We start from the raw sequence: 20,477 nt of genomic DNA on the forward strand, positions 1-20,477 counted from the left end.
AGCCACAGCCGCAGCCTTATGTTCGCTTTCCGATTCGTACCTGGAGTAGGACCCCACGTATCGCCCTTCGTCGGACTTTTGCGGCACGGCCGTCAGAACAGTACCGATGATCGGCGCATGAACCGCCCGCAGCGATGCAAGCGTCCGGGTGACGTCATCGTAGTTACGCTTCCCGTATCGAACAGCGACGATAACGGCGTCGACAGTGGTAGCGACCAACGCACCGTCGGTAACAGGCAGGATCGGTGGCGTATCCACGATCACCCAGTCGTAGCGCTCCCGTAATTCGTCGAGAACGTGGCGGAACGCCTGGCTGCCCAGAAGCTCGCCAGGGTTCGGGGGTGTCACACCTGCAGCAAGGACGTCCAGCCCTGCGATCTCGGTTTCCTGCAGAACATCGGCCACGTCGGCGTCCCCAGCCAGCGCCGTCGAGAGGCCCACGGAACTGTGGATAGCACCGCCAAAGTAGGTCGTCATCTTGGACCGCCGCATGTCCGCATCAACCAGGCACACGGTGTCGCCGTCGGCGGCCAGAGCCCCGGCGAGGTTCAGGCTGGTCATGGACTTACCGTCGGCGATCCGCGCACTCGTCACGGAAATCACGCGCGGCGGGTTGTCCACATTGACGAACCGCAGGTTAACGCGCAGTTCGCGGAATGCCTCGGCCGGCCGGACGCGATCGTCGTTAAAGTCCAGGGGCTTGGTGCGCTGAGCCTCCGGAATGACCGGCACGCTCCCCAGCTTCGGCAGGCCCGTGCGCCGCTCGAGTTCCTCACTCGACCGCACCGAGCGATCCAGGAAGAACCGCAGCGCAACAAGGATGCACGCCACCAGGAACCCGAGCACACCACCGAGAATCAGGTTCATGGCCATTTTCGGCGACGACGGCTGCGTCGCTTTTTCGGGGCTATTGATCAACGAGATCCTGGGGGCCGTCGTGGACTGCTGGTTCGACGACGAGCGCGACCTCGAATTCCCGTTGTTGTCGTTGTTGTCGGTGCGCGCTTCGAGTTGTTCGGCCTGGTTGGAAAGAACCTTCACGGCATCCGACGCGATCCTTTGCGCCTGAGCAGCGTCGGTGTCCGTGGCGGAGATTTCCATGACCACGGTGTCTTGAACGACGGTCGCCTCGAGTTCCTTGGTGAGGTCCCGCGGTGTCATGTCTAAGTTGAGGTCTTTGATGACCTGTTCGGCAAGGACATCTCCGCTGACGAGCTGCGCATAAGACTGCATCCTTTGCTCAGCGAACTGGGTGCTTTGGTAAGCGTCGGAAATAGATCCGTCGCTATCCACCGAGACGAAAACCGACGCTGTCGACGTGTATTTCGTCGGCATCAGCATGGAGACACCCCATGTGCCGGCGACACCCAGGACGATAAACAGCGCAAGGATCCAGGCGTTACGCCGGATTACTGCCCATATTCGTCGGACGATCTGAGTCCGATCCTCTTCGGGAGGCATAGCGACACCCGCGGGGTGTGGGTAGGCATCGGCGTGGTCACTGTACTGCGGGTAAGTCATTTAGCTCTCACTTTGACGGGCTGAAGGGTGGTCACTCGGTCGGTTGGGTGCTGAAGGAGGATGGGATGGCGGCGATAGCTGAGTTGGCGTCGGCAATGGTGGACTTGCCACACCGCGCCCGGCACCACTGCCGCCTGCCACACCGTGCTTTGCCACACGCTCAGCGCCACGATCCCCTGCCGCAACAATAAAGAACAACGGGATCAGTGGCGTGAGGTGCCGGAGTGCGGACCCATAGTCTGGTTCGAAAAGCCCCTGCACGACGGCAAATGCGGCGATCAGACACACTGCCCGCCCCACGAGCGGGGGTCGGTAGTCGCTGCGCAGCCACTGCCGGACCGCGTGGAAGTAGGTCGCCCAAAAACTGGCGATCACTACGAAAATCACCAGGTAGTAGGGCGATAGTTTAGCCGCCAAGGTCACGGGGAACATCAGCATGACCGTCGAGAGCACAACATTGACTATTCCCGCGATCGGTTCGGGGTGCTCGACAAAGCGGCCGATCAGGGACCCGGTGTCGGCTCCTCGGCCCGCGTTGACCAAGGTGCGGTAGTGGTCCGCGGGAAAGCCGCGAGCCACAATCACTAACGACGCCACCAATGAACAGGCCACCATCAGCAGAATGAATCGGCGGGTTGTAATCCACCGACGGGACAGCGCGGTGTTAGAAACAAAGAGTCTGAGCCCAAAGAAAAAGACGGCGATAAGCACCCAATACGGGCGGAAATAATGGCCCAACGCAGCCATAACGACGGCCAGAACACAGTCCCATATCCACGCTGACCGTAGGCCCGTCGGCACGGCCGCGACGACGATCACCACAGCGCTGATGATGATTTCCTTGGTATAAACTCCCTGGTAGACGCCTACAAGGAGCGAGTAGAGAACAAGCGCGCCGACGCTAAAGACGGTGACGCGGATTGGCCTCATTCGCCACAGAACGACGGCTAACGCGCAGTGTGCAATGATGACGCCGAAGAATCCGGCCAGCGTCGGTGAATGCGCTAGCCCGAGCGCGTGATACACCGACGTGATGGTGGCGAACGATCCGTAGTCTTCGTATCTCACGAGGCCTGGTTTCGCCAGGAGATTCTGAATGACTTGTGCGTCGCGGTCGAATTTCGGCGGTAATAAATGTGAATGTAAACCGCTGATGGCCAAGGAGCACAGAAGCCCGAGGAACCAGAAAACAATGATGTCCTCGGGCGAGAAAAACATGTGATTTTCGCGAACGCGGCTTCGGGGCGTAGAGCTGCGGCGACCACCCAGATCAGTGGAGGGAGCAGCCCGCATTCTCGTGTCCTTCGGTAATTAATGGATGTTTATTAACGGATATTGTGCGTCATTCGTGGGTATCGCGCGTCGTACTTGCGCGTAGGTTCGGATCGCGGCGGATATCGGGGGTGAATTAGGTCGGTAACGTCGGTACGCGGTAATTAATAAGTTTTATTTACCTGAAAACCGATGGTAATTCTACCCTTAATTTCCCCCCGCTTTCGAATAGCACTCATGGAGCGCATCCGTGAGAGTCGCCACGCTGTGATTGTCCTGGACCTTTTCCCACGCATTCCGAAGTGACTCGGGCTCATCGATCGCCCTGATAACTTTGCGCGCAGCGTCGTCAACCCCATCGAAACGCGCCTCCGCCGGACACTCCCGAAGAGCAGGGATGTTTTGAACCAGCACAGGCACGCCGATGTCATTCATCTCGAGCACGGCCATGGGGTACCCGTCCCACAAAGCAGTATGAAGGCCGACGTTAACCCCCGCCAGGCGCGAATACAGATCGTCTTTATCCAGCCAGCCCGTGACGTGAACCCCGGCGCGCTCCAGCGACGCGGTGAGGTCGGCATCCCCACCACCAAGCCACTGGAACTCGACGTCGGGCCGCTCCCGATGCACCCGGCGCGCAATGGCGGCGAAGAGTTCGGGGCTGCGCTGGGGCGTGACGCGCCCGGAGATCGCCACCGTGGGGGCGCCGGTGGGGTTCCATGTCACCCCGGTCGGCATCGTGGCGTTAGGTATCACGACCTGCGGTATTCGACGGTTGAGCCGTCGGAGAACGTCGCCTTCCCACTCACCACAGGGCGCAAAGACGGAGGTTCCCCACGACAATGCCCATTCGGCGGAATAGAACACCGCGCGATGTAGCGCCGAGATGTCTTTCCGCGCGAAGGCCACACCGTGGGGTGTGTAGACCGTGGGCGTCCGGCGCCTACTCCCGCGCAAGCGAGCAAGGCGCACATACGCGCCGGCAAAGCTGGAATGAGCGTGGATCACATCCGGGGCGACCTCGTCTCGCACACGTCGAACAGTGTCGATGGCTGCCCGGTGCTCGTCCGGGAGTCGCCACGACGTGCTGAATAGGTCCGGGTCGGGTTCGGCCGGGGAATTCGCGCGCCGGGCGGTGTAGAGCACCATGTGCTCGTGTTCGGGCACGAGTGAGGCGTACATGTTGATGGCCGTGGCGACGCCTCCGGCGAAGCACTCTGTGACGTGGAGTATTTTCATGTTCTCTGGTTCGTGGGGGTTTCGTTACGGTCTGGGCAGGTGGCGGGGCTGACCCCCGCGTTCATGGCGGTGTTGATCTCGATGTTCATAGTTGCGGCTGCGCAACGCGTGCTCACGTATGATCCTCGATATGTTCATCTTCCAGGATGCACCAGCACGCAGGGCCGAAAATGGGTTGCACGGCCTGCTCAATGTCGGTTTTCTTGCCGTCGTGATATTTCGGCTTTCTCAGGTTGCGGGGAAGCGTGTACCTCTCTTGGGGTCTGTGGTTAAGCAAATTAATCATGTCCTGACGGGCGCTGATCTGGCGTGGGAAGTGTCCGTCGGACCTGGTTTTATGTTGTACCACCCCACCGGCGTTGTGATGGGCCGTCGGGTGAAAGCCGGCACCAATCTGAAGGTGCAGTCCTCTGTCACTATCTCCGAGGCCCCGCGCGGGCAGGAGACCGTCCTAGGCAACAATGTCCGTTTAGGTGCAGGTTGTCGGATTATCAAGCCTCTTTCACTTGCCGACGATGTGTCCGTCGGAGCAAATGCTGTGGTGACAAAGTCCTGCGAGCGCCCGGGTGCCGTGCTGGTGGGGATCCCCGCGCGCGAGTTATCCGCGTGAACAATCAGCGCGAATTACCTGCGCAATAGGTCCAGCAAGTAGGAACCGTATCCGGACTTAACCAGTGCTTCTCCCCGCTGGCGGAGTTGATCGTCGGTCAGATGGCCCATCCGCCACGAAACCTCTTCCGGACTGCCGATCTTCAAGCCCTGCCGCGATTCAATGGTGCGCACAAAGTTCCCGGCATCAAGAAGTGAATCGTGCGTGCCCGTGTCCAGCCACGCCGTTCCCCGAGGAAGAACCTCGACGGTAAGCCGCCCCGCATTTAGATACCGCTGGTTAATATCGCTGATCTCGAGCTCCCCGCGCGCCGACGGAGCAAGGTCCTTAGCCATGTCCACAACGTCATTGTCATAGAAGTAGAGGCCGGGGACGGCATAGTGAGATTTCGGATGCGCTGGCTTTTCTTCGATCCCCAGGGCGCGGAATTGCGAGACCGACGTGTGCTGACGGGACGCATCACCCTGATGTTCAAATTCGACGACGCCATACGCGGTGGGATCTTTCACCCAGTAGGCGAAAATAACGCCACCGTCGGGCGCGGTGTGCCTCCGGAGCTGAGTGCCCATGCCCGGCCCGTAGAAAATATTGTCCCCGAGGATGAGGCAGACGGGCTCGTTGCCGATATGTTCTTCTCCCAGGACGAACGCTTGGGCAATACCTGCTGGTGAGGGCTGTACCGCGTAGGAGATCGAAATGCCGAACGCGGATCCGTCGCCCAAGAGCCGGTGAAACGCGGTCGCGTCGTGAGGGGTGGTGATGACGAGGACGTCGGTAATACCCGCCAGGATCAGGGTGGACAGCGGGTAGTAGATCATGGGTTTGTCGTAGACAGGCGTGAGCTGCTTGCTCGTGCCCAACGTAATTGGATGTAGGCGGGTCCCGGTCCCGCCCGCCAAAATGATGCCCTTCACGTGTACCAGCGTACCTACTTCCATATTGAGGGTTTGGTGGATATTTCACCTATATTGCAGCACCCGCAACCACATTGTGACTAACCTAACAAACAGGCGTCGATAATTTATAGAAATATCTTCATAATGTCCCCGAGTGCCCCTCGATAGCCCGCTAATCCGCATCTAAAAATCGGCATTAACAGCACCAACTACATAGGACGCAATGTCGCAAAAAATAGCCCGCGACGTGCAGGTGGAGCGGCAGAATCGCTGTTTTCTCGTCGCTATATGGCCCCTATGTAAAGGGTTGGTTAACAACGGGACCAGAAGCATGAAAAGTCAGCCAACAGGTCCTACTATATGGGCGTTATCAAATTGTTATGAGGATCAACCCACCGCTCCCCATTGCAAGTACCCCTGATTCCTATTCTCCCTATCGGCGGTGCCCATGAGCCTGTTACACATCACTGGCCTTCGTCTCGCGGAACGACCCAGCCGCAACCGAGAACGCCACACTGACGAGCATTCCTCCAGCGCTGCGGTACAACACCCCGCTAGCCCTGAGCTGCACGATGCGAACCGCCACGACATTCCAGCGTCCAGCGCCGACGCCCCCGTCGAGGCCGATACCCCTAACGAGCGGGAGTCGATCCGGTGTGCACACGCATCGCGGATCGGGACATTCATCCTGATCAGCCAGGGAATCGCTATGGTGACGCTCATTGCGGCCGCCGATTTCCTGCCGTTCACGGCTCACAATGCGCGCACGTTCACTCTCGGTTCGTACACGGGCACAGTCCCGATGTTCGTCCCCGGGGTCATCCTTTTCGCGCTGTGGACGATGGTCGGGCGCATGATGCGTACGACAGATATCGCGGTCCTAGGCCAGGGCGCGTTGGAGTACTCCCGCATCGCACGGGCGACGACGTTCGCGTTCGGGCTCTTCGCCATCGTCTGCGAGCTGACTCAGTACACTTCCGGCTTCCGGTTCCTCGTATTCACCTACCCCGTCGGCTTGGTGACGCTGCTGCTCATCCGGTACGGGTGGCGTCGGTTCTACTGCTGGCAGCTGGATCACAAGAAGCTCAGCCAGCGGGCCATTTTCATCGGCGATCCACACTCCATCTCCGAGGTGTACGGCACGCTCCGTCGGCAATTGGACAATCGGTTCGACATCGTCGGGTTCTGCAGTACACAGTCGGATGAAGACAGTGAGGAGCAGCTCGCGGAGCTCAAGCGTCGTTTCCCTGACGCGGAAATCCACGATAACTGGCATCAGATTGATGTCATGGTGTCCTTGCTGCAGGCCGATTCCGTGATCGTCACCGTCAGCAACCAAATTGGCATGAACGATATGCGCGAACTCATGTGGCGCCTGGATGGCCTTAATGTTGAGTTGCTGGTCGCCCCGGCGGTTGCCAATGTCACGGGCCGACGCGTCCAGATGCTGCCTATTGCCGGCGTTCCGCTTCTCAAGCTGGAGCAGCCCCAGCACGCGCGCACGCACTGCGTTGCGAAAATCGTGTTTGATCGCGTGGTGGCTGCCCTTCTGCTGTTGATGGCTTCTCCCCTGCTACTGGTCTGTGCGCTGGCTATCAAGCTTGACGACGGTGGCCCGGTTTTCTACACCGCGGAGCGAATGGGCAAGAACAACAAGCCGTTCGGGATGATCAAGTTCCGCTCGATGGTGCAGAACGCGGACCAAATGGTGGCCCAGCTGAAGGACCAGAGCGACGGCAACGACGTGCTGTTCAAGATGAAAAATGATCCGCGCGTGACGCGGGTGGGTTCGTTCTTGCGTCGCTACAGTATCGACGAGCTGCCGCAGCTGTTTAACGTGCTGAAGGGCGATATGAGCCTGGTGGGGCCACGTCCCCCGCTGCGTCGCGAGGTCGAGCAGTACACCGGGCTGGTGGGCAACCGGATGCTGGTCCTCCCCGGAATGACTGGCCTGTGGCAAGTATCGGGGCGATCCAACCTCTCGTGGGAAGAGTCAGTGTCGCTAGATCTCAACTACGTCGAGAACTGGAGCTTCATGGCGGACCTCATGATCCTGTGGAAGACGGGGCGGGCCGTGCTCACGTCCGACGGGGCGTACTAAACCCAGGCGGGGTGCGAGTGGGAATGTACCCCATCAGTTCCGCGGGTATAGCCGGTTCCGACCAACTTAAGGTAAATAATGCAAAAGGTGTACCGATTTTGGGCGCTGAAAACAGCGTCTGCAAGACGATTGCTCCAGGTATCAGGTCAAATGCTAAATGGATCATCCGCGGAAACCTGAGAGTAGATAGGGTAGAACTTTGCTAAGAAATATGTCTAAAACCTTCAGGTGGATTATCTCTATTCCGGTTGCCATTTCGCTACCGCTCGTTAGCCCAGCTCCAGCTTTTTCGGCTGAGACAAAAAATGAACTGAGCATGTACACAGTGAAGTGCCAAGTAGTGAAGAACGGCCCAGGAAACCCAAAAGTAGGATTGATTTACGGTAATCATCCTAAGAGTGCTAAAAAGGCTGAGAAAGATGCGGATTTATACACGAATAAATTCGGAAAAAATGTGCATAAAAGGCACTGTCAAACTCAGTCTAGGTATACAAATTCTGGAGCTTTCACTGTAGACGGTGATCCGATTTAATATGTTAGGCGAAACACTTCTTTTTACAACCTATTTCCTCGCTCGAGAGTCTGACCTTGAACGATTTCATAAACAGTATTTAAAAAGGGTAGATAAGGCTCGAGAGATCACAGAGATACTCTATGTAACTGACGAGATTACAAGTGGAGGAGATGCATTAACTCGCGAAGTCCTGATGCAAGATTTCCGTAGGGACATGCGAGACTTTGGCACTTACCCATTTGATGAATCTGAATGGGGTTTATATAGCCTTTCATGTGTGGCTAAAGACGTTGACGAACCCGCCAGCGAAGGAGCTAATGTATCCAGGCTATGGTATGACTTAGCTCTGGGCGAAGAAACAGTCCCTAGAGAATTTACCAGTCACGTAAACGCCGTCAATTTGTCAAGCGATGGCAGAGGGTTCCCTCTAGGATCTGTTTCTCCCAGATAACGATCCGCAACCTCGGCGAAGAACACCAAAGAAAAATGCCGTGACCTCTTGATTCAGGCACCAACGTGCAGTACCGCCGATTAGACACCTCACTATATCCACCACCAAGCCCGCCGAGACTAGTCGCTGGCGCGCCTATCCGGTGGCGTTATTCCTGGTGTTAACTTCTCTTTGGCCGAAGTTGCTGATAGGTGAGCAGACGCACGTATCGGGCGTTTTAAGGGGTTTGCGCGCCATATCCACAGTCGTCGTTTTCACACACCGTTTTTCACGTTGATCGTCGCTAAGTCGCTAATCATGGGCTATGTCTTTTACCGTGCCAGTGGGAGTTTTACAGGTTTAAAACTTTAAGGACGCCGTAAACCTGTACCCTGCAACACTCAATAGTAAAGTGCCCCTGAGCGTTGAGGGACAGACCTAATCTAGGTGGATATCAACCAATACACCTACCACGTGTCCTGGTCGGAAACTGACCAAGAATGCATCGCCACCGCCGAGCTTCCGTCGCTGCCATCGCTAGGTCTAGATCCCGACTGCCACCCCGAACACGCACCCCCAACGTCATCTTCCTCATTGAGGTGTACCCCAACGGGACATGCGGGCGGAGGCTCCGCGCATTTTAGTTAGCCGAAAATATTGTCCCCTTCATGGGGTTCCTCCACATGCTCCGGAGCCTCGCATACTGTCAGCGCAGCGCCAGTGGGGTCCGCCAGGATCGCGATCTGACCGAACTCGGTGTTTTGCGGCTGGACGATGATGTCCCCACCGCGTGCCTGCGCGTACTCGGCGGCGTCGACAATGTTCTCGACCCCGAAATACGTTGTCCACCGGGACCTCGACGCGTTCAACTCGGCGGCTCCTTGCTCCCCGGGGAACCACACCCCGGCGTAGGCGCCCCCTTCGCTCACGGCAGTGATGACCGTGTGGGCTCCCTCCCCGTGACGCATGGTGTTCCACCGCGCCACCTGCGTGTAATACGTTGCGACGTCATCGATGCTCACCCCGTCGGGGAGAATGGCCGCGAGCTCATGCCACACTGGCGTGCCTGGCTCCCCGCCAGCAATGAACGGCTCCGACGCCGGATGGATGAACCCTAATTGTGCGCCGACGATATCCGTCGCGGCCACCATCGGCCCCCGCGGCCCGTCGACCGGCTCACCGGCCGTTCCACCGTGTTCGCGAGATCGATCGGCTACCGCGCGAACGTCGTCGGTAAGAAAAGAAAGCATCCATTGGTTCGGTTGATGCTGAGCGGTGCTACCGATGTCTGATGACACCGGAATGATGCCCGCGATGGGCATTCCCTGCTTGCGTGCGTAGTAATAGCCGCTGCTGTTTGAGCTGTTGTCAGCGCTGTCGATCTCCCAGCCGAACAAGCCGCGGTAAAAGTCCGAGGAGCGCTCGAGGTCGTAGGTGCGCAGTTCGTTCCAGAAGGGCATGCCTTCACTAGCGAAAAAGGCGGGCATTACATGTTCCTCCACTTTTCCGGGGCGAAGTCATCGTCGGCGGTGGCTTCATCGAAGTAATCGTCCTCGTCATCGGGGCCACCCACTTCTGTTCCTATAGAACCAATAGTGACGACGTCACCGTGGTGGAGCGTGTGCCCCCTGTGGGTTTCAACCTGGCCATTGACTTCGACGCGGCCCGCGGAAATCACTTCCTTTGCCTCACCACCGGTTTCAACGAGGCTGGCCAGTTTAATGAATTGGCCGAGCTTAATTGACGAATCGCGAATAGCCGTCACCGGAAAAGAACTCATGCCGCTAGTGTATGCGAGCACGTGCGTGTGGCGGGGATGATGCCGCGCCGGACTACGGCATGAGTGTGTTTAAGCTTTTTCATTCTGCCACCGTTTCCGAGTCCACTGCCCTATAACGGATCCAATTGCTACAGAGGTAATAGTTGCGATGATGGCGAAAACCGTAACGCGGTTCTCGACGTTCAGCGCACTGAGCAACAACCACTCAATGACCATAACGCCCACGGCGATGACCAGGGCTAAGAGCATTGCTCGAGTAATCCGCTGCGCGGGGGGATGGTTGGATTGGTAGCTCATAGTACGCATCCTTTCCTGTCCGTCTCTCCTATGTGTGGTGAGGCCGGAAACCCGGTGGGTGACATTTAAGGCAGTAGCCATCTCTGATGTACATGCTAACCAAAAACCTTTCGCAAACTAACTAATTTAATATTCGGTAGCCTATACTGTAGTCCTGTGAGCAGCTGACTGCCACTAACCGGCAGCCGTCACCTAGGGACACTGAGGAAGGAAAACCGTTAATGAATAATCGTACGAGCGCTCAAACATTTACGAGCAGTAATATACGTCGGTTCATATTCGTTCTAGCCTTGGTGTGCCTTGTATTCGCGACTGTTTTTTCACAATCCGGATGGGTCCATGACAATTACGTTAAAATTGTGTATCCGTGCATGGCGATAGCATTAATTAGCCTCTTTGCATCAAAGGAAAGGCTGAACGTTAAAAATGTAGTTGTGGCGCTTCTTATTGCCGTCGCTGTTATTGTGAGTGTTTCTCTTGCTGTTTAGCTTGTGGTTTTAATGTGCGCAAACGGCGTGTGATAGTGGCCGGCACCAAGATGTCACTTCCTCCAGACATGGGCAGGCCCCGCGCACGTCTCCTACAGCGAAGACGAGTGGACCGCTACCGAGCCCATCCTCGTCCTGTTTTAGACCGATTTACCAGGTAGGTTCCTATAGCAGTGATGAGGAGAAATATGACTCCTCCCACAACGGAATGATGGGCAAACCCTAGATAAAGAGATATAGCTACCCCGAAAAAAAGAACAACAATGGCGTTTGGAGAAATTTTTCCGCGGTTCATGTCTTCCCTCCAACGGGATGGCTTATGGCCATTGAAGAGGCCTAGCATCCACGGCCACACGGCAAGGGTGCCCACACAAACGAATACGCTCTAATCAATCGCCCTCAGTGAAAAGGATAGTCGAGGTATTAGCTCTACTCAATAGAAAATGAGTAATTGCGTATCAATCAACGAATTGATGTCCAGACTGGAGCGGCGTTCATAAAATTATTTTCTTAGCAACCTCGAAGACGCCTGCCATTGACACCGACACTATGAAGAAGCAGCCGCCCTCCCCAATTTCGCCACTTGCCTCACCTATCCCCTGTACCAACGACAGAACTCCGCTATAGCCAGACCCTCATCCTGCCGCATGACGAAATGCTGCCACCCAACCGAGAATCCGATGCCGGCTGTGAGGTACGACCTCGATGAGACCATAAATTAATGCGCCTAAGTGGGGCTGCGTGGACACATTGGAGATAACTAAAAACTAGTGCTACCCATCTTCCGACGTATCCTTTGTGCTGCACCTAACCTCAGTAACTATTCCTCTATAGCCCTACCTTGATGTGGTATATCTTTGCATACGAGGTAGCTTTAAGCGCTTGCTCTGGATAAATCGTGATTCGGGCCAGATTGTAAGTTCCTGTCACGAATAGCGGCAGCATCCGCTGCTACCGCAATTGCCTTGAGAGCGACACCTGTCAGTGTGCAGATTCACTCTGCCTGGAGATTCGAGTTTTGAACTCCGTTGCTGTCCAGACACTGGTCAGTATGGGTTTTAAACCCCATCGATGCTTTTCCACACGGGCCGGCTCCTACAGGCGTTCACGTTGACCGGGGGAATAATGATGCTTTAAGAGCAAGACGCACTGCGCGTTTGTTGCGCACGTTATGAACACCAGAAATAGTCCATTTTCTACATCCGCTGCACAGTACGAAACGGGATCGCTCAACTTCGGCGTTAGCCCAACGTAAAAACTCGCAGAAAGATCGCCAAGGAAATATAAATCTATGACGATTAGTTCTCTCCTTCGAGGTAATGCCGGGCTATTAACGCTAGGCCTCGCTCTTTCATTATGCGCCACCGCAACAACTCTGCTTTTGCCCGCACTCGTCAGCCAGCTTCTGTCTAGCGTGAGTGAAGGTAATTTCTATAAGTCGCTTACACCACTATTGCTGACGCTTCTGGCGACATCAGTGTTTACAGCCTCGACCACCTATGTGACTTCTATTGCGGCAGATCGAGCTGTCCGTGACATGCGCAAGAAGATCACAGATCATCTTCTCTATTTGAAAATGAGCGAATTTGAGAAAAGAGGGGCTGGCAGTTTCACTAGTCGTATTACGTCGGATACCTCGATCGTCAGCACCGCCTTTTCGTCGACGGTCATCGACTTTGTTGGTGGCTTCACAGTCATCATCGGTTCGCTCGTTTACATGGCGGTTGTGGACTGGAAGTTACTTCTCGTCGTCATCGTGGTTCTCCTGATAGCTTTGGTAATCATCGTGCTCGTTTCGAGTTCCCTCCGGAGCCTCTCATCGAGAGTGCAAGATCACCTCGCCGCCTTGGGAGATATATTGCAGTCGGCTCTATCGGCATTCCGCACGATTAAGGCCTTTCGGTCTGAATCGAAGGTTGCTAGAGACATATCCGTTGAGATTGACCATGCCTACCGGCATCGGCGAAAAATGAGCTTTGTCGAGGCCGTCCTTGAGCCCCTCAGTACGGTCGCATCGTACTTAGCGCTCGTCACGGTTGCTCTCGTCGGTTCGATCCGATTGAACAACGGAGATTTATCGGCAGAGACCCTTACTATCTTCGTTACGGCTCTATTTCTAATGCTTGCTCCCGTTGCGCAGGTAACCCAGTCTTTTGGCACCTTATTCGAGGCTAAGGGGGCTCTGGAACGAATCGACGATCTTTTCAGCCTCGATATCGAAAATCGGGATGAGGATGGTTTCACCCGCTCCCGTGATGTCAGCGTCGAAGGTACCGTTGAGTTTGAATCTGTCTCTTATGTTCGTAACGGCCAAACAATCCTGAATAGCGTATCCGCAGCGATTAAACGCGGTGAAAAAGTAGCACTCTCTGGAGTATCTGGAAGCGGAAAAACCACTTTGTTCGGACTTATCCTACGTTTTTACGATCCGTCCGCCGGCAACATTCGTGTGGGTGGCCGTTCCCTCAAAGACTGGTGTATGCGGGATTTGCGGAAGACGATAACTTATGTCGAGCAAGAACCTGACCTACTGCCGACATCCCTAAGAAACAACTTAATTCTAGGAACAAATAATGCTCCCTCGGATGACACCCTAATCACCTTGCTCGAGCAATTCGGGCTAGATAAATTCGCCAGTTCCGACGGCTTGGACCGCCCAGTGGGATATGACAACAGCGGTCTATCAGGAGGCGAGCGTCAGCGGGTAGCAATCATCCGTGCAATCTTGCAAGACTCGTCGGTCGTCTTGGTCGATGAGCCAACATCAGCTCTTGACACAAGTTCAGCAGAGCTGGCAATGGAACGTCTCCTAAACATTGATGCGACAGTCATCTTCACATCGCACGATAGGAATGTCATTAAACGAGCGGACCGTGTTCTACGACTTGCCGATGGCAAACTTGTCGAACACGTTTCAGCGAACGAGAAAGCAATTAAAGAATAACCCGGTTATTTCGGGAAGGCTTTAGCGCGTCGTTCACATGGATATCCTCGCGCTTTGATACCTCAGGACAGGTAACTATCTGGAAACGCCTCATCACCAATGCTTACTGGGCTACCCGGACGGGAAGAGCCAAGGTGTTCCCCAGTAAACGGCTCATCAGACTCTTGAATCCTGGCCCACTTTTCAAGATCTTCGTCCGTAAAAGAAGTTTCGTTGCTAGCTTTCCATGTCGTCATAAAAGCCCTCCCCCTCTGAGTGTTTCGTGTCCCCCTTCGCGTGAGAGATGAGCCGAACGTTGTCAGTATTATCCTGGTTACCTTTCGGAACGCGAGAGTAAAACGATTATCTCCATCCGGGGCTCTCTTTGCAGCTACGGAGATTTATGCACGACATAATAGTGAGTTGTGTGAGACAGTGTGTGACGTAAACCCTCTGTTAAACACTAGTGAATAATATCGTCATCTCCGGTAGACGTAGAACCCTCACATTCGGAGAGCCCAGCACACAAAGGATCACACGCGTATAAGCGCCGTCCTGAAAGCGGACTACTTATACCCCGTCCGCGTCCATGTGGTCATTGATCTCCTTGGCTGCGTTATTGGCGGCTACAGCAGCCCAGCACATCCCACCAATGATCACGGCATAGCCAAGCACTCCACAAGTGACGACCACGACGCTCATTTCACCTCCGAAGAAAGAAGACAAGAGAAGTGCTGCTGTAAGAATTAATGCGACGATGCCCGTTCTTTTGAGAATCGGTGCTGCTGCACGGTGTCCAACATCCCAACCTTCGTCAGACTTTTTCGTTTCTGCCGTTCTGATACCGATCGCCGAGTTTCTCGGAACCTTTCCCGAGACCGCATTTTCGGGGATGGTCAAGCACAGAATACTCACGATCACAAGACCAACCGACGCGATCAAAGCTGCTACCACTGGCATGTTGTTCCTCTTGTCCTCTCACTCACTTATCTGGATTCGATTGCGGAGAACAACGACGCGGCTGTCGGCGAAACCAAGTTCCTCACGAGCTTTCCATCGGAGATGACGACTGCCCTGTCTGCCTGAGCCGCAATTTCCAGGTCGTGAGTAACCATGATCACCGTTGTACCCCGAGACGACAGCCGAGAAAGCTCACCGATCACCACATTGGTGGACGATGAGTCGAGCGCACCGGTGGGCTCATCAGCAAAAAGAACACGCGGTCTGACAAGGAGGGCCCGAACGATCGCCACACGCTGCCGCTGACCACCTGAAAGCTGTGCTGGATAAAACTTGAGCTTGTCGCCGATCCCGAAACGCTCAAATTCTCTCCGGATGTCTCTCTTGGAGACTCGTTTCTTCGAAAATTTTAGGCTTAACTCCACATTTTCGAGTGCGGTCATGGAGTCGATGAGGTTGTAATCCTGGAATATGAAGCTAGCATTGCGTCGGCGTGCACGGCTACGATCATTCCTCGACATAGAGCCAAGGTCATTACCGCAAAGTACTGATTTTCCGGAGTCGAACGTTTCTAATCCAGATATGCAATACAAAAACGTGGATTTCCCTGAACCCGACGGCCCAACTATCGAAACAAATTCGCCCTCCCCCGCGGAGAAATTAATCCCCTTGAGAATTTCATCATAATCCCGTCTGGTTATCTGGAAGGATTTCTTGAGGTTTGAAACCTCTACGAGACTGCTCATTATAAGATTTACCTCGTTAATGTCGTGACGTTCAGCTCAGAAGAGCTTCGCATGGTCGGTACAATTATTGAAATCGACAAGAGTATGAAACTTGCGGTGAGTAAGAGAAACGTCTCGCTCCCGAACCAGACTGGCGACGCATTCGGAACAGGACCTGCAGCGAGTACCTTGCCCATAACAAACGCGTTAACCGCTAGGATGAGGAATGCTATGACAGTCGAAGATAAATAATAAATGAGCGATTCACAGACTGCTGCAGCACGGATCGTTGAGGGCCGGGCTCCGAGGACCTCAAGAAGTGTAATGTCATGATTTCTCAGTCGGCTTGTCAAATATACAGAGACAATAGCGGACGCTGCAGCAATAATCACTGGCAGGCCGAAAACTAAAATAATTTGGCCGGGAGGACTAACTTGTAAATCCTCCTCGCTTTGACCGAGGGCGACAGAAACGTTCTTGGTTTGAGCGACCATGCCAAAGACAGACCCAACAGAGGCGGCAGCAACAACTAACGGGGTAATCACCGACGTTGAGACAATCGATCGTCGGCACGCGGATGTCTTAGCGATAAACCATGAATCGGACTTCGTAAATGAAAACAAAGCGCCGACAAGTCTCACCACAGGACGAACCAATGCTTTATCAGAGATGCCATATGCCAACAGTAAGCCGAGGGCCGCTCCCCAATATGCGGAGATCAGGCCACTTAAAGTATCTGGCTTGGTCACAGGTGAGGTATTAGCGATTGCTATATAGCCGGTAGCTATACCAGCAACGATCGCTATCGAAAGGAATAAGCGTAGGAACCCGGTTTTGCCTCGTTGCTCAGGAGTTTCTGCAACAGCTTGGACGGGATCGATCTTAGACATGGCTGCCGATCCAAAGAGTGTCGCTAAGAGGACAACTCCGAAGGCACTCAGGGGGCCAGATAAGAGGGCACCGATGTTGATCGACTTCGACTCTAACCCCGGTGTCAGTAAGAAACCGGTCCGCTTCACCAGATCAGTGAAGGCAGGCCAAGAAATATAACCGAGAAGTGCGCCTAGCAACGATCCGACTAGTGATGATAGAGAAGCCAACAGCACATAACGCCATCGGGCCTGACGCGGTGACGCTCCGATAACCTGCCACAAGGCCACTCGCCGGGAATCTTGACGAATCGCGAGGCGGACCACACTGGGAGCGCACAAGATGACCGACAAACACGTTAAGGCAATCTGCAAGCCTCCGATTGCAGCGAACTGTTCCCCCGCATCAGTCCCTGAAGCTTGAGCGCCAACAATGGTCAAACCTAATGACAGCGTAAGCATCCAGGAAGACACCGCAGTCACAATGAGGATTGACACCGCCATCGGGTGCAGATCTCTCAGTTCTTTAAGCACAGTGAACGCTTTCTAGATATACCGAACAACCGAAAAACAAACCATAACTACTACGTAAACTAATATAATGGATTAACTCACATATCATGAGCTCATGAAATGCCCAAAAAATGTATCCCCGCCTTTTGCGACTTAAGCTGCCTTTTCGCCCCTTGTTACTCGTGTAACCCGTAGCCCCCGAAGTCGGGAAGCGAAAGAAAAATGAGGACCGGCCCTGGGCTACCCTCTGGTCAGCGGAACCGGTCTTGTCCAAGCCATAATACCTGACATCACGAAATCAATGGGTGCGAGCCTTGTTCGATACTGGCGCACTAGTTGTTGCCAGAATAATGAGGACCACTGCAGCCGCTACAGCAAATACGGCACTTGCAGTCCCCACAGCCTGATGAAATCCGACTAGAAAACTATCTTTTCCAGCAATCATGCCTCCTAGAACTGCGACACCAAAAACACTGCCGGTCTGACGAGCAGCATTAATGACTCCACCAGCGACACCTGTGTATGAAGGCGGTGCCGTCGTCACGGCTGCAGATGTAGCAGCAGGCATCGCGAATGCCATCCCAAAACCTGCAATAAAGGACAGGATGGCGATTAAAAGATATGGCGTCGTCGAGGACAAAACGACTAGGCTTCCGAATCCAACTGTTCCAATCAGAAGCCCGATCAACATAGCTGGAAATGCACCAATGTGGGCTGCCACCCGGCCACCCAAGGGAGAAGCGACAACAGCACTGCAGGCCTGAGGAGCTAGGGCAAGCCCGGCGATAATCGGTTCATAACCACGATAGGTCTGGAAAAACAACGAGAGAGCAAATAACTGTCCGAAAAAACTGACATTCAACGCGAAGCCGACAAGAGTTGCGGCGGAAAACCGTGGGCGCCGAAAGAGACCGATGGGCAGCATGGGATCTGGGTGACGATATTCCACCCATATGAAAAGGAGACTTAGTACACCGCCGATCAAGAGGACCAGGAGTTGTTCCTGCGTCCATCCCCGCTCTCCAGAGGAGATAACAGAGTAAGTAATAGCCACGAGTGCGCCAATCGAAAGCGCCTGGCCAGCGGGATCCAGTCTATGTGTGCGATCATGAGGGGAAGCATCGATACTGTGAAAGGTCAACCAGCAACCAAATGCAATGATCGGTAAGTTAACCCAGAAGACTGCCTGCCACCCAACCGCAGATACAAGCAACCCACCAAGTACCGGACCACACGCGGAAGCGATGCCACCGGCTCCACCCCAGAGACCAATCGCACGTGCGCGCTCGGCAGGGTCAGGATAGACCGTTGCTAATAATGCCAGTGAACCGGGCACGATAGCCGCTGCACCGATTCCTTGAAGTGCCCGAGCAATAATCAAGACACCCCCGCTTGATGACAAGGCACAAACAAGAGAGAGCACCCCAAATTCGACCAGCCCTAAGACGTAGACTGCGCGAGCTCCCAAGCGATCGCAAGCAGCACCCGAAGACAGCAGGAGTGCGGCAAAAGCTAATGTGTAGGCATCGACGACCCACTGCAGCGTCACCACATTCGTATTCAACGAAGTGGCCATGTTGGGAAGTGCAACATTCACAATGGTGGTGTCGAGCATGACGATAAAAAATCCCAGTACCACAGACACCAATGCCCCGGTTTTTCGCTGTACGGCCACCGCTTTCCCTTTCATGTCATCTCAGACAATTCTTTTAGTGATAAATAGCTCGAACAGCGGTGTTACGTCGCTGAGCGTTGAGGTGTCGCACCGTAATAAGTTCGTAAGCCCAGGTAGAAGCTGCCGTCATAAGTGCCCCTGTACCGCGAACCTTGCGCGCTCACCGTCATCACCCCCTGGTCTTCGTCAAAATTGATACGGTCAAGTGTGAACTAGAAACAGTTCGGCGAGCACCGAACTAATTGAGCCCCACACTGGAGCGATGGATATGCGCACGTTCCCCGAATCCCTTCCCGATATTTCACAGACTGCCGGTGCGCTAGCTGACACGTCCCGCGCAGCTATGTGTGCAGCTCTTATGGATGGGCGCGCATGGACTGTAGGGGAACTAGCTAATTACTGTGGCCTTGCACGTTCCACTGCCTCGGAACACGTCAATGTCCTCGCTGATCGGGGGCTAGTCCTCGATATCCACCAAGGACGACATCGTTATGTCCGGCTTGCTAGCGATGAGGTTGCCCATGCCATCGAGAAGTTAGGGGTCCTCACTCAGAGAAAGCTTGATACTGCACACAGCCTCCGTGCTTCCAACTCAGCTGATCGGTTCAGAGCTGGTCGCACGTGCTATAAGCACTTGGCAGGCAGACTTGGAGTAGAGCTGGCTGAACAGTTTTCCAGCCGGGAATATCTGACCAAGACATGGGAGCTCACGCCCACGGCCTGCGAATTGCTGTCTACATGGGGACTTCCCCACCCGGATTCCTTAACTGCCACTCCATGCATGGACTCGACCGAGCGACGATTCCATATCGCGGGTTCCGTTGGTAAAGAATTGTGCACCACATTCTTCGATATGGGGTGGGTGAAACGTATTAAGGAGACTCGCGCTGTTCGTTTAACTGACTCCGGCCGAGCAACCCTGGCTCATGCGGGAATTCAGCTGGAAGATACTCCCTTTTAAACTCACGATCACAAACCCGCGATCGTCCTCCAGGGAATATTCCAGTTGACACGCCCTCCCCACCCGCGTAGTCATAAATGACATGTCAATTACAGCACCATTCATCATTAACGACGAAGCCCTCAACGTCCTCTTCCGCGATGCCCACACCACCAGCGCATTTGAGGACACCAGCATCGACCCCGAGGTCATTAAATCCGTACGCGACCTCGTCAAGTGGGGCCCGACGTCGATGAACGGGCAACCACTGCGCATCATCGAGGTCCCCAAGGACAAGCGCTCCCGCCTCGTCCCGCACATGATGGGCAACAACCAGCCCAAGACCGAAAAGGCACCCCTCGCCTTCGTCTTGGCCGCGGACACCAACTTCCACAACCACTTGCCCCAGCAGTTCCCCGCCGGTGGCAACGGCCCCCGCGACAAGTTCGAGAGCAACAAAGAGGTGCGCACCGCCGTCGCTCTTCAGTCCGCTAACCTGCAGGCGGCCTATTTCATCCTGGGCCTCCGCGCCGTCGGACTAGGTGTCGGCCCGATGGGCGGTTTTGATGCCGATGCCGTCACCAAGGAATTCCTTCGCGACGGCGAACGGGCCATCATGGTCATCATCGCGGGAGTTCCGGCAGACACGGACTCGCACCACCCGCGCGGACCACGGATGGACGACGCCGACGTGTTCCGCATCGCCGACTAATCCGACTAGTCG

17 protein-coding genes are annotated in these 20,477 nt (G+C 54.9%); 5 read left to right on the plus strand and 12 right to left on the minus strand.

Features of this window, described 5'->3' with window-relative positions:
- The 3 genes from Q3981_RS02925 to Q3981_RS02935 all read right to left on the minus strand — a co-directional run.
- Positions 1-1,521, minus strand: a 1,521-nt coding sequence (locus tag Q3981_RS02925; RefSeq protein WP_303123746.1) for a polysaccharide biosynthesis tyrosine autokinase, incomplete at its 3' end; no start/stop codon positions are given.
- Positions 1,522-2,814, minus strand: coding sequence for a hypothetical protein (locus tag Q3981_RS02930; protein ID WP_303123748.1), 1,293 nt, complete (start codon positions 2,812-2,814; stop codon positions 1,522-1,524).
- Between the two features lie 186 nt (positions 2,815-3,000).
- A complete protein-coding gene (locus tag Q3981_RS02935; protein WP_303123750.1) occupies positions 3,001-4,032 on the minus strand; it encodes a glycosyltransferase family 4 protein in 1,032 nt (343 codons plus the stop codon).
- Positions 4,033-4,162: 130 nt separating this feature from the next.
- Between Q3981_RS02935 and Q3981_RS02940 the strand changes: the two genes are divergently transcribed.
- Positions 4,163-4,642: a serine O-acetyltransferase gene (locus Q3981_RS02940; RefSeq protein WP_303123752.1), complete on the plus strand. Its 480-nt coding sequence runs from the start codon at positions 4,163-4,165 to the stop codon at positions 4,640-4,642.
- A gap of 14 nt (positions 4,643-4,656) precedes the next feature.
- On the opposite strand, the gene rfbA is transcribed toward Q3981_RS02940, so the two are convergent.
- On the minus strand, positions 4,657-5,556 hold the full coding sequence (rfbA, locus tag Q3981_RS02945; RefSeq protein ID WP_303123754.1) for a glucose-1-phosphate thymidylyltransferase RfbA: 900 nt from the start codon (positions 5,554-5,556) through the stop codon (positions 4,657-4,659).
- 430 nt (positions 5,557-5,986) lie between these two features.
- Between rfbA and Q3981_RS02950 the strand changes: the two genes are divergently transcribed.
- Positions 5,987-7,639 (plus strand): sugar transferase, encoded by a 1,653-nt coding sequence (locus tag Q3981_RS02950; protein ID WP_303123756.1) that lies wholly within the window; start codon positions 5,987-5,989, stop codon positions 7,637-7,639.
- Between the two features lie 1,588 nt (positions 7,640-9,227).
- Here Q3981_RS02950 and Q3981_RS02955 read toward each other — a convergent pair.
- The 3 genes from Q3981_RS02955 to Q3981_RS02965 all read right to left on the minus strand — a co-directional run bounded on the left by Q3981_RS02955 (position 9,228) and on the right by Q3981_RS02965 (position 10,660).
- Positions 9,228-10,070, minus strand: a complete 843-nt coding sequence (locus tag Q3981_RS02955) for a VOC family protein (RefSeq protein ID WP_303123758.1) — start codon at positions 10,068-10,070, stop codon at positions 9,228-9,230.
- The gene (locus Q3981_RS02960; protein ID WP_303123760.1) at positions 10,070-10,363 is read right to left on the minus strand and encodes an RNA-binding S4 domain-containing protein; all 294 of its coding nucleotides are present in this window, start codon (positions 10,361-10,363) and stop codon (positions 10,070-10,072) included. The genes Q3981_RS02955 and Q3981_RS02960 overlap by 1 nt, the downstream gene beginning before the upstream one ends.
- A 69-nt stretch (positions 10,364-10,432) precedes the next feature.
- Positions 10,433-10,660 (minus strand): hypothetical protein, encoded by a 228-nt coding sequence (locus Q3981_RS02965; protein ID WP_303123762.1) that lies wholly within the window; start codon positions 10,658-10,660, stop codon positions 10,433-10,435.
- Positions 10,661-12,439: 1,779 nt separating this feature from the next.
- On the opposite strand from Q3981_RS02965, the gene Q3981_RS02970 reads away from it, so the two are divergent.
- Positions 12,440-14,092, plus strand: coding sequence for an ABC transporter ATP-binding protein (locus Q3981_RS02970; RefSeq protein WP_303123764.1), 1,653 nt, complete (start codon positions 12,440-12,442; stop codon positions 14,090-14,092).
- Between the two features lie 62 nt (positions 14,093-14,154).
- On the opposite strand, the gene Q3981_RS02975 is transcribed toward Q3981_RS02970, so the two are convergent.
- The 5 genes from Q3981_RS02975 to Q3981_RS02995 form a co-directional block, all read right to left on the minus strand.
- Positions 14,155-14,328 carry a hypothetical protein gene (locus tag Q3981_RS02975; RefSeq protein ID WP_303123766.1) on the minus strand — a complete coding sequence of 58 codons (174 nt, stop codon included), beginning with the start codon at positions 14,326-14,328 and terminating at the stop codon, positions 14,155-14,157.
- Positions 14,329-14,641: 313 nt separating this feature from the next.
- Entirely contained in the window at positions 14,642-15,031 is a 390-nt protein-coding gene (locus Q3981_RS02980) for an SdpI family protein (protein WP_303123768.1), read from the minus strand.
- A 26-nt stretch (positions 15,032-15,057) separates the two neighbouring features.
- The gene (locus Q3981_RS02985) at positions 15,058-15,777 is read right to left on the minus strand and encodes an ABC transporter ATP-binding protein (protein WP_303123770.1); all 720 of its coding nucleotides are present in this window, start codon (positions 15,775-15,777) and stop codon (positions 15,058-15,060) included.
- Between the two features lie 8 nt (positions 15,778-15,785).
- Positions 15,786-17,159: an FtsX-like permease family protein gene (locus Q3981_RS02990; protein ID WP_303123772.1), complete on the minus strand. Its 1,374-nt coding sequence runs from the start codon at positions 17,157-17,159 to the stop codon at positions 15,786-15,788.
- A 277-nt stretch (positions 17,160-17,436) separates the two neighbouring features.
- Positions 17,437-18,828, minus strand: coding sequence for an MFS transporter (locus Q3981_RS02995; protein ID WP_303123774.1), 1,392 nt, complete (start codon positions 18,826-18,828; stop codon positions 17,437-17,439).
- A 247-nt stretch (positions 18,829-19,075) separates the two neighbouring features.
- Here Q3981_RS02995 and Q3981_RS03000 point away from each other — a divergent pair, with 247 nt between their 5' ends.
- Together Q3981_RS03000 and Q3981_RS03005 are read left to right on the plus strand one after the other, a co-directional pair.
- Positions 19,076-19,774 (plus strand): helix-turn-helix transcriptional regulator, encoded by a 699-nt coding sequence (locus Q3981_RS03000; protein WP_303123776.1) that lies wholly within the window; start codon positions 19,076-19,078, stop codon positions 19,772-19,774.
- Positions 19,775-19,856: 82 nt separating this feature from the next.
- Positions 19,857-20,465: a malonic semialdehyde reductase gene (locus Q3981_RS03005; protein WP_303123778.1), complete on the plus strand. Its 609-nt coding sequence runs from the start codon at positions 19,857-19,859 to the stop codon at positions 20,463-20,465.
- The last annotated feature ends 12 nt before the right edge of the window (positions 20,466-20,477 follow it).

The sequence above is a fragment of the Corynebacterium sp. genome (genome assembly GCF_030530965.1).
GTDB lineage: Bacteria > Actinomycetota > Actinomycetes > Mycobacteriales > Mycobacteriaceae > Corynebacterium.

Excerpts from the sequence above, each read along its gene's own strand:
- Q3981_RS02930 (WP_303123748.1), bottom strand. The coding sequence starts at position 2,814 with ATGCGGGCTGCTCCCTCCACTGATCTGGGTGGTCGCCGCAGCTCTACG.
- Q3981_RS02935 (WP_303123750.1), bottom strand. The coding sequence starts at position 4,032 with ATGAAAATACTCCACGTCACAGAGTGCTTCGCCGGAGGCGTCGCCACG.
- Q3981_RS02940 (WP_303123752.1), top strand. The coding sequence starts at position 4,163 with ATGTTCATCTTCCAGGATGCACCAGCACGCAGGGCCGAAAATGGGTTG.
- Q3981_RS02950 (WP_303123756.1), top strand. The coding sequence starts at position 5,987 with ATGAGCCTGTTACACATCACTGGCCTTCGTCTCGCGGAACGACCCAGC.
- Q3981_RS02955 (WP_303123758.1), bottom strand. The coding sequence starts at position 10,070 with ATGCCCGCCTTTTTCGCTAGTGAAGGCATGCCCTTCTGGAACGAACTG.
- Q3981_RS02960 (WP_303123760.1), bottom strand. The coding sequence starts at position 10,363 with ATGAGTTCTTTTCCGGTGACGGCTATTCGCGATTCGTCAATTAAGCTC.
- Q3981_RS02965 (WP_303123762.1), bottom strand. The coding sequence starts at position 10,660 with ATGAGCTACCAATCCAACCATCCCCCCGCGCAGCGGATTACTCGAGCA.
- Q3981_RS02970 (WP_303123764.1), top strand. The coding sequence starts at position 12,440 with ATGACGATTAGTTCTCTCCTTCGAGGTAATGCCGGGCTATTAACGCTA.
- Q3981_RS02975 (WP_303123766.1), bottom strand. The coding sequence starts at position 14,328 with ATGACGACATGGAAAGCTAGCAACGAAACTTCTTTTACGGACGAAGAT.
- Q3981_RS02980 (WP_303123768.1), bottom strand. The coding sequence starts at position 15,031 with ATGCCAGTGGTAGCAGCTTTGATCGCGTCGGTTGGTCTTGTGATCGTG.
- Q3981_RS02985 (WP_303123770.1), bottom strand. The coding sequence starts at position 15,777 with ATGAGCAGTCTCGTAGAGGTTTCAAACCTCAAGAAATCCTTCCAGATA.
- Q3981_RS02995 (WP_303123774.1), bottom strand. The coding sequence starts at position 18,828 with ATGAAAGGGAAAGCGGTGGCCGTACAGCGAAAAACCGGGGCATTGGTG.
- Q3981_RS03000 (WP_303123776.1), top strand. The coding sequence starts at position 19,076 with ATGGATATGCGCACGTTCCCCGAATCCCTTCCCGATATTTCACAGACT.
- Q3981_RS03005 (WP_303123778.1), top strand. The coding sequence starts at position 19,857 with ATGTCAATTACAGCACCATTCATCATTAACGACGAAGCCCTCAACGTC.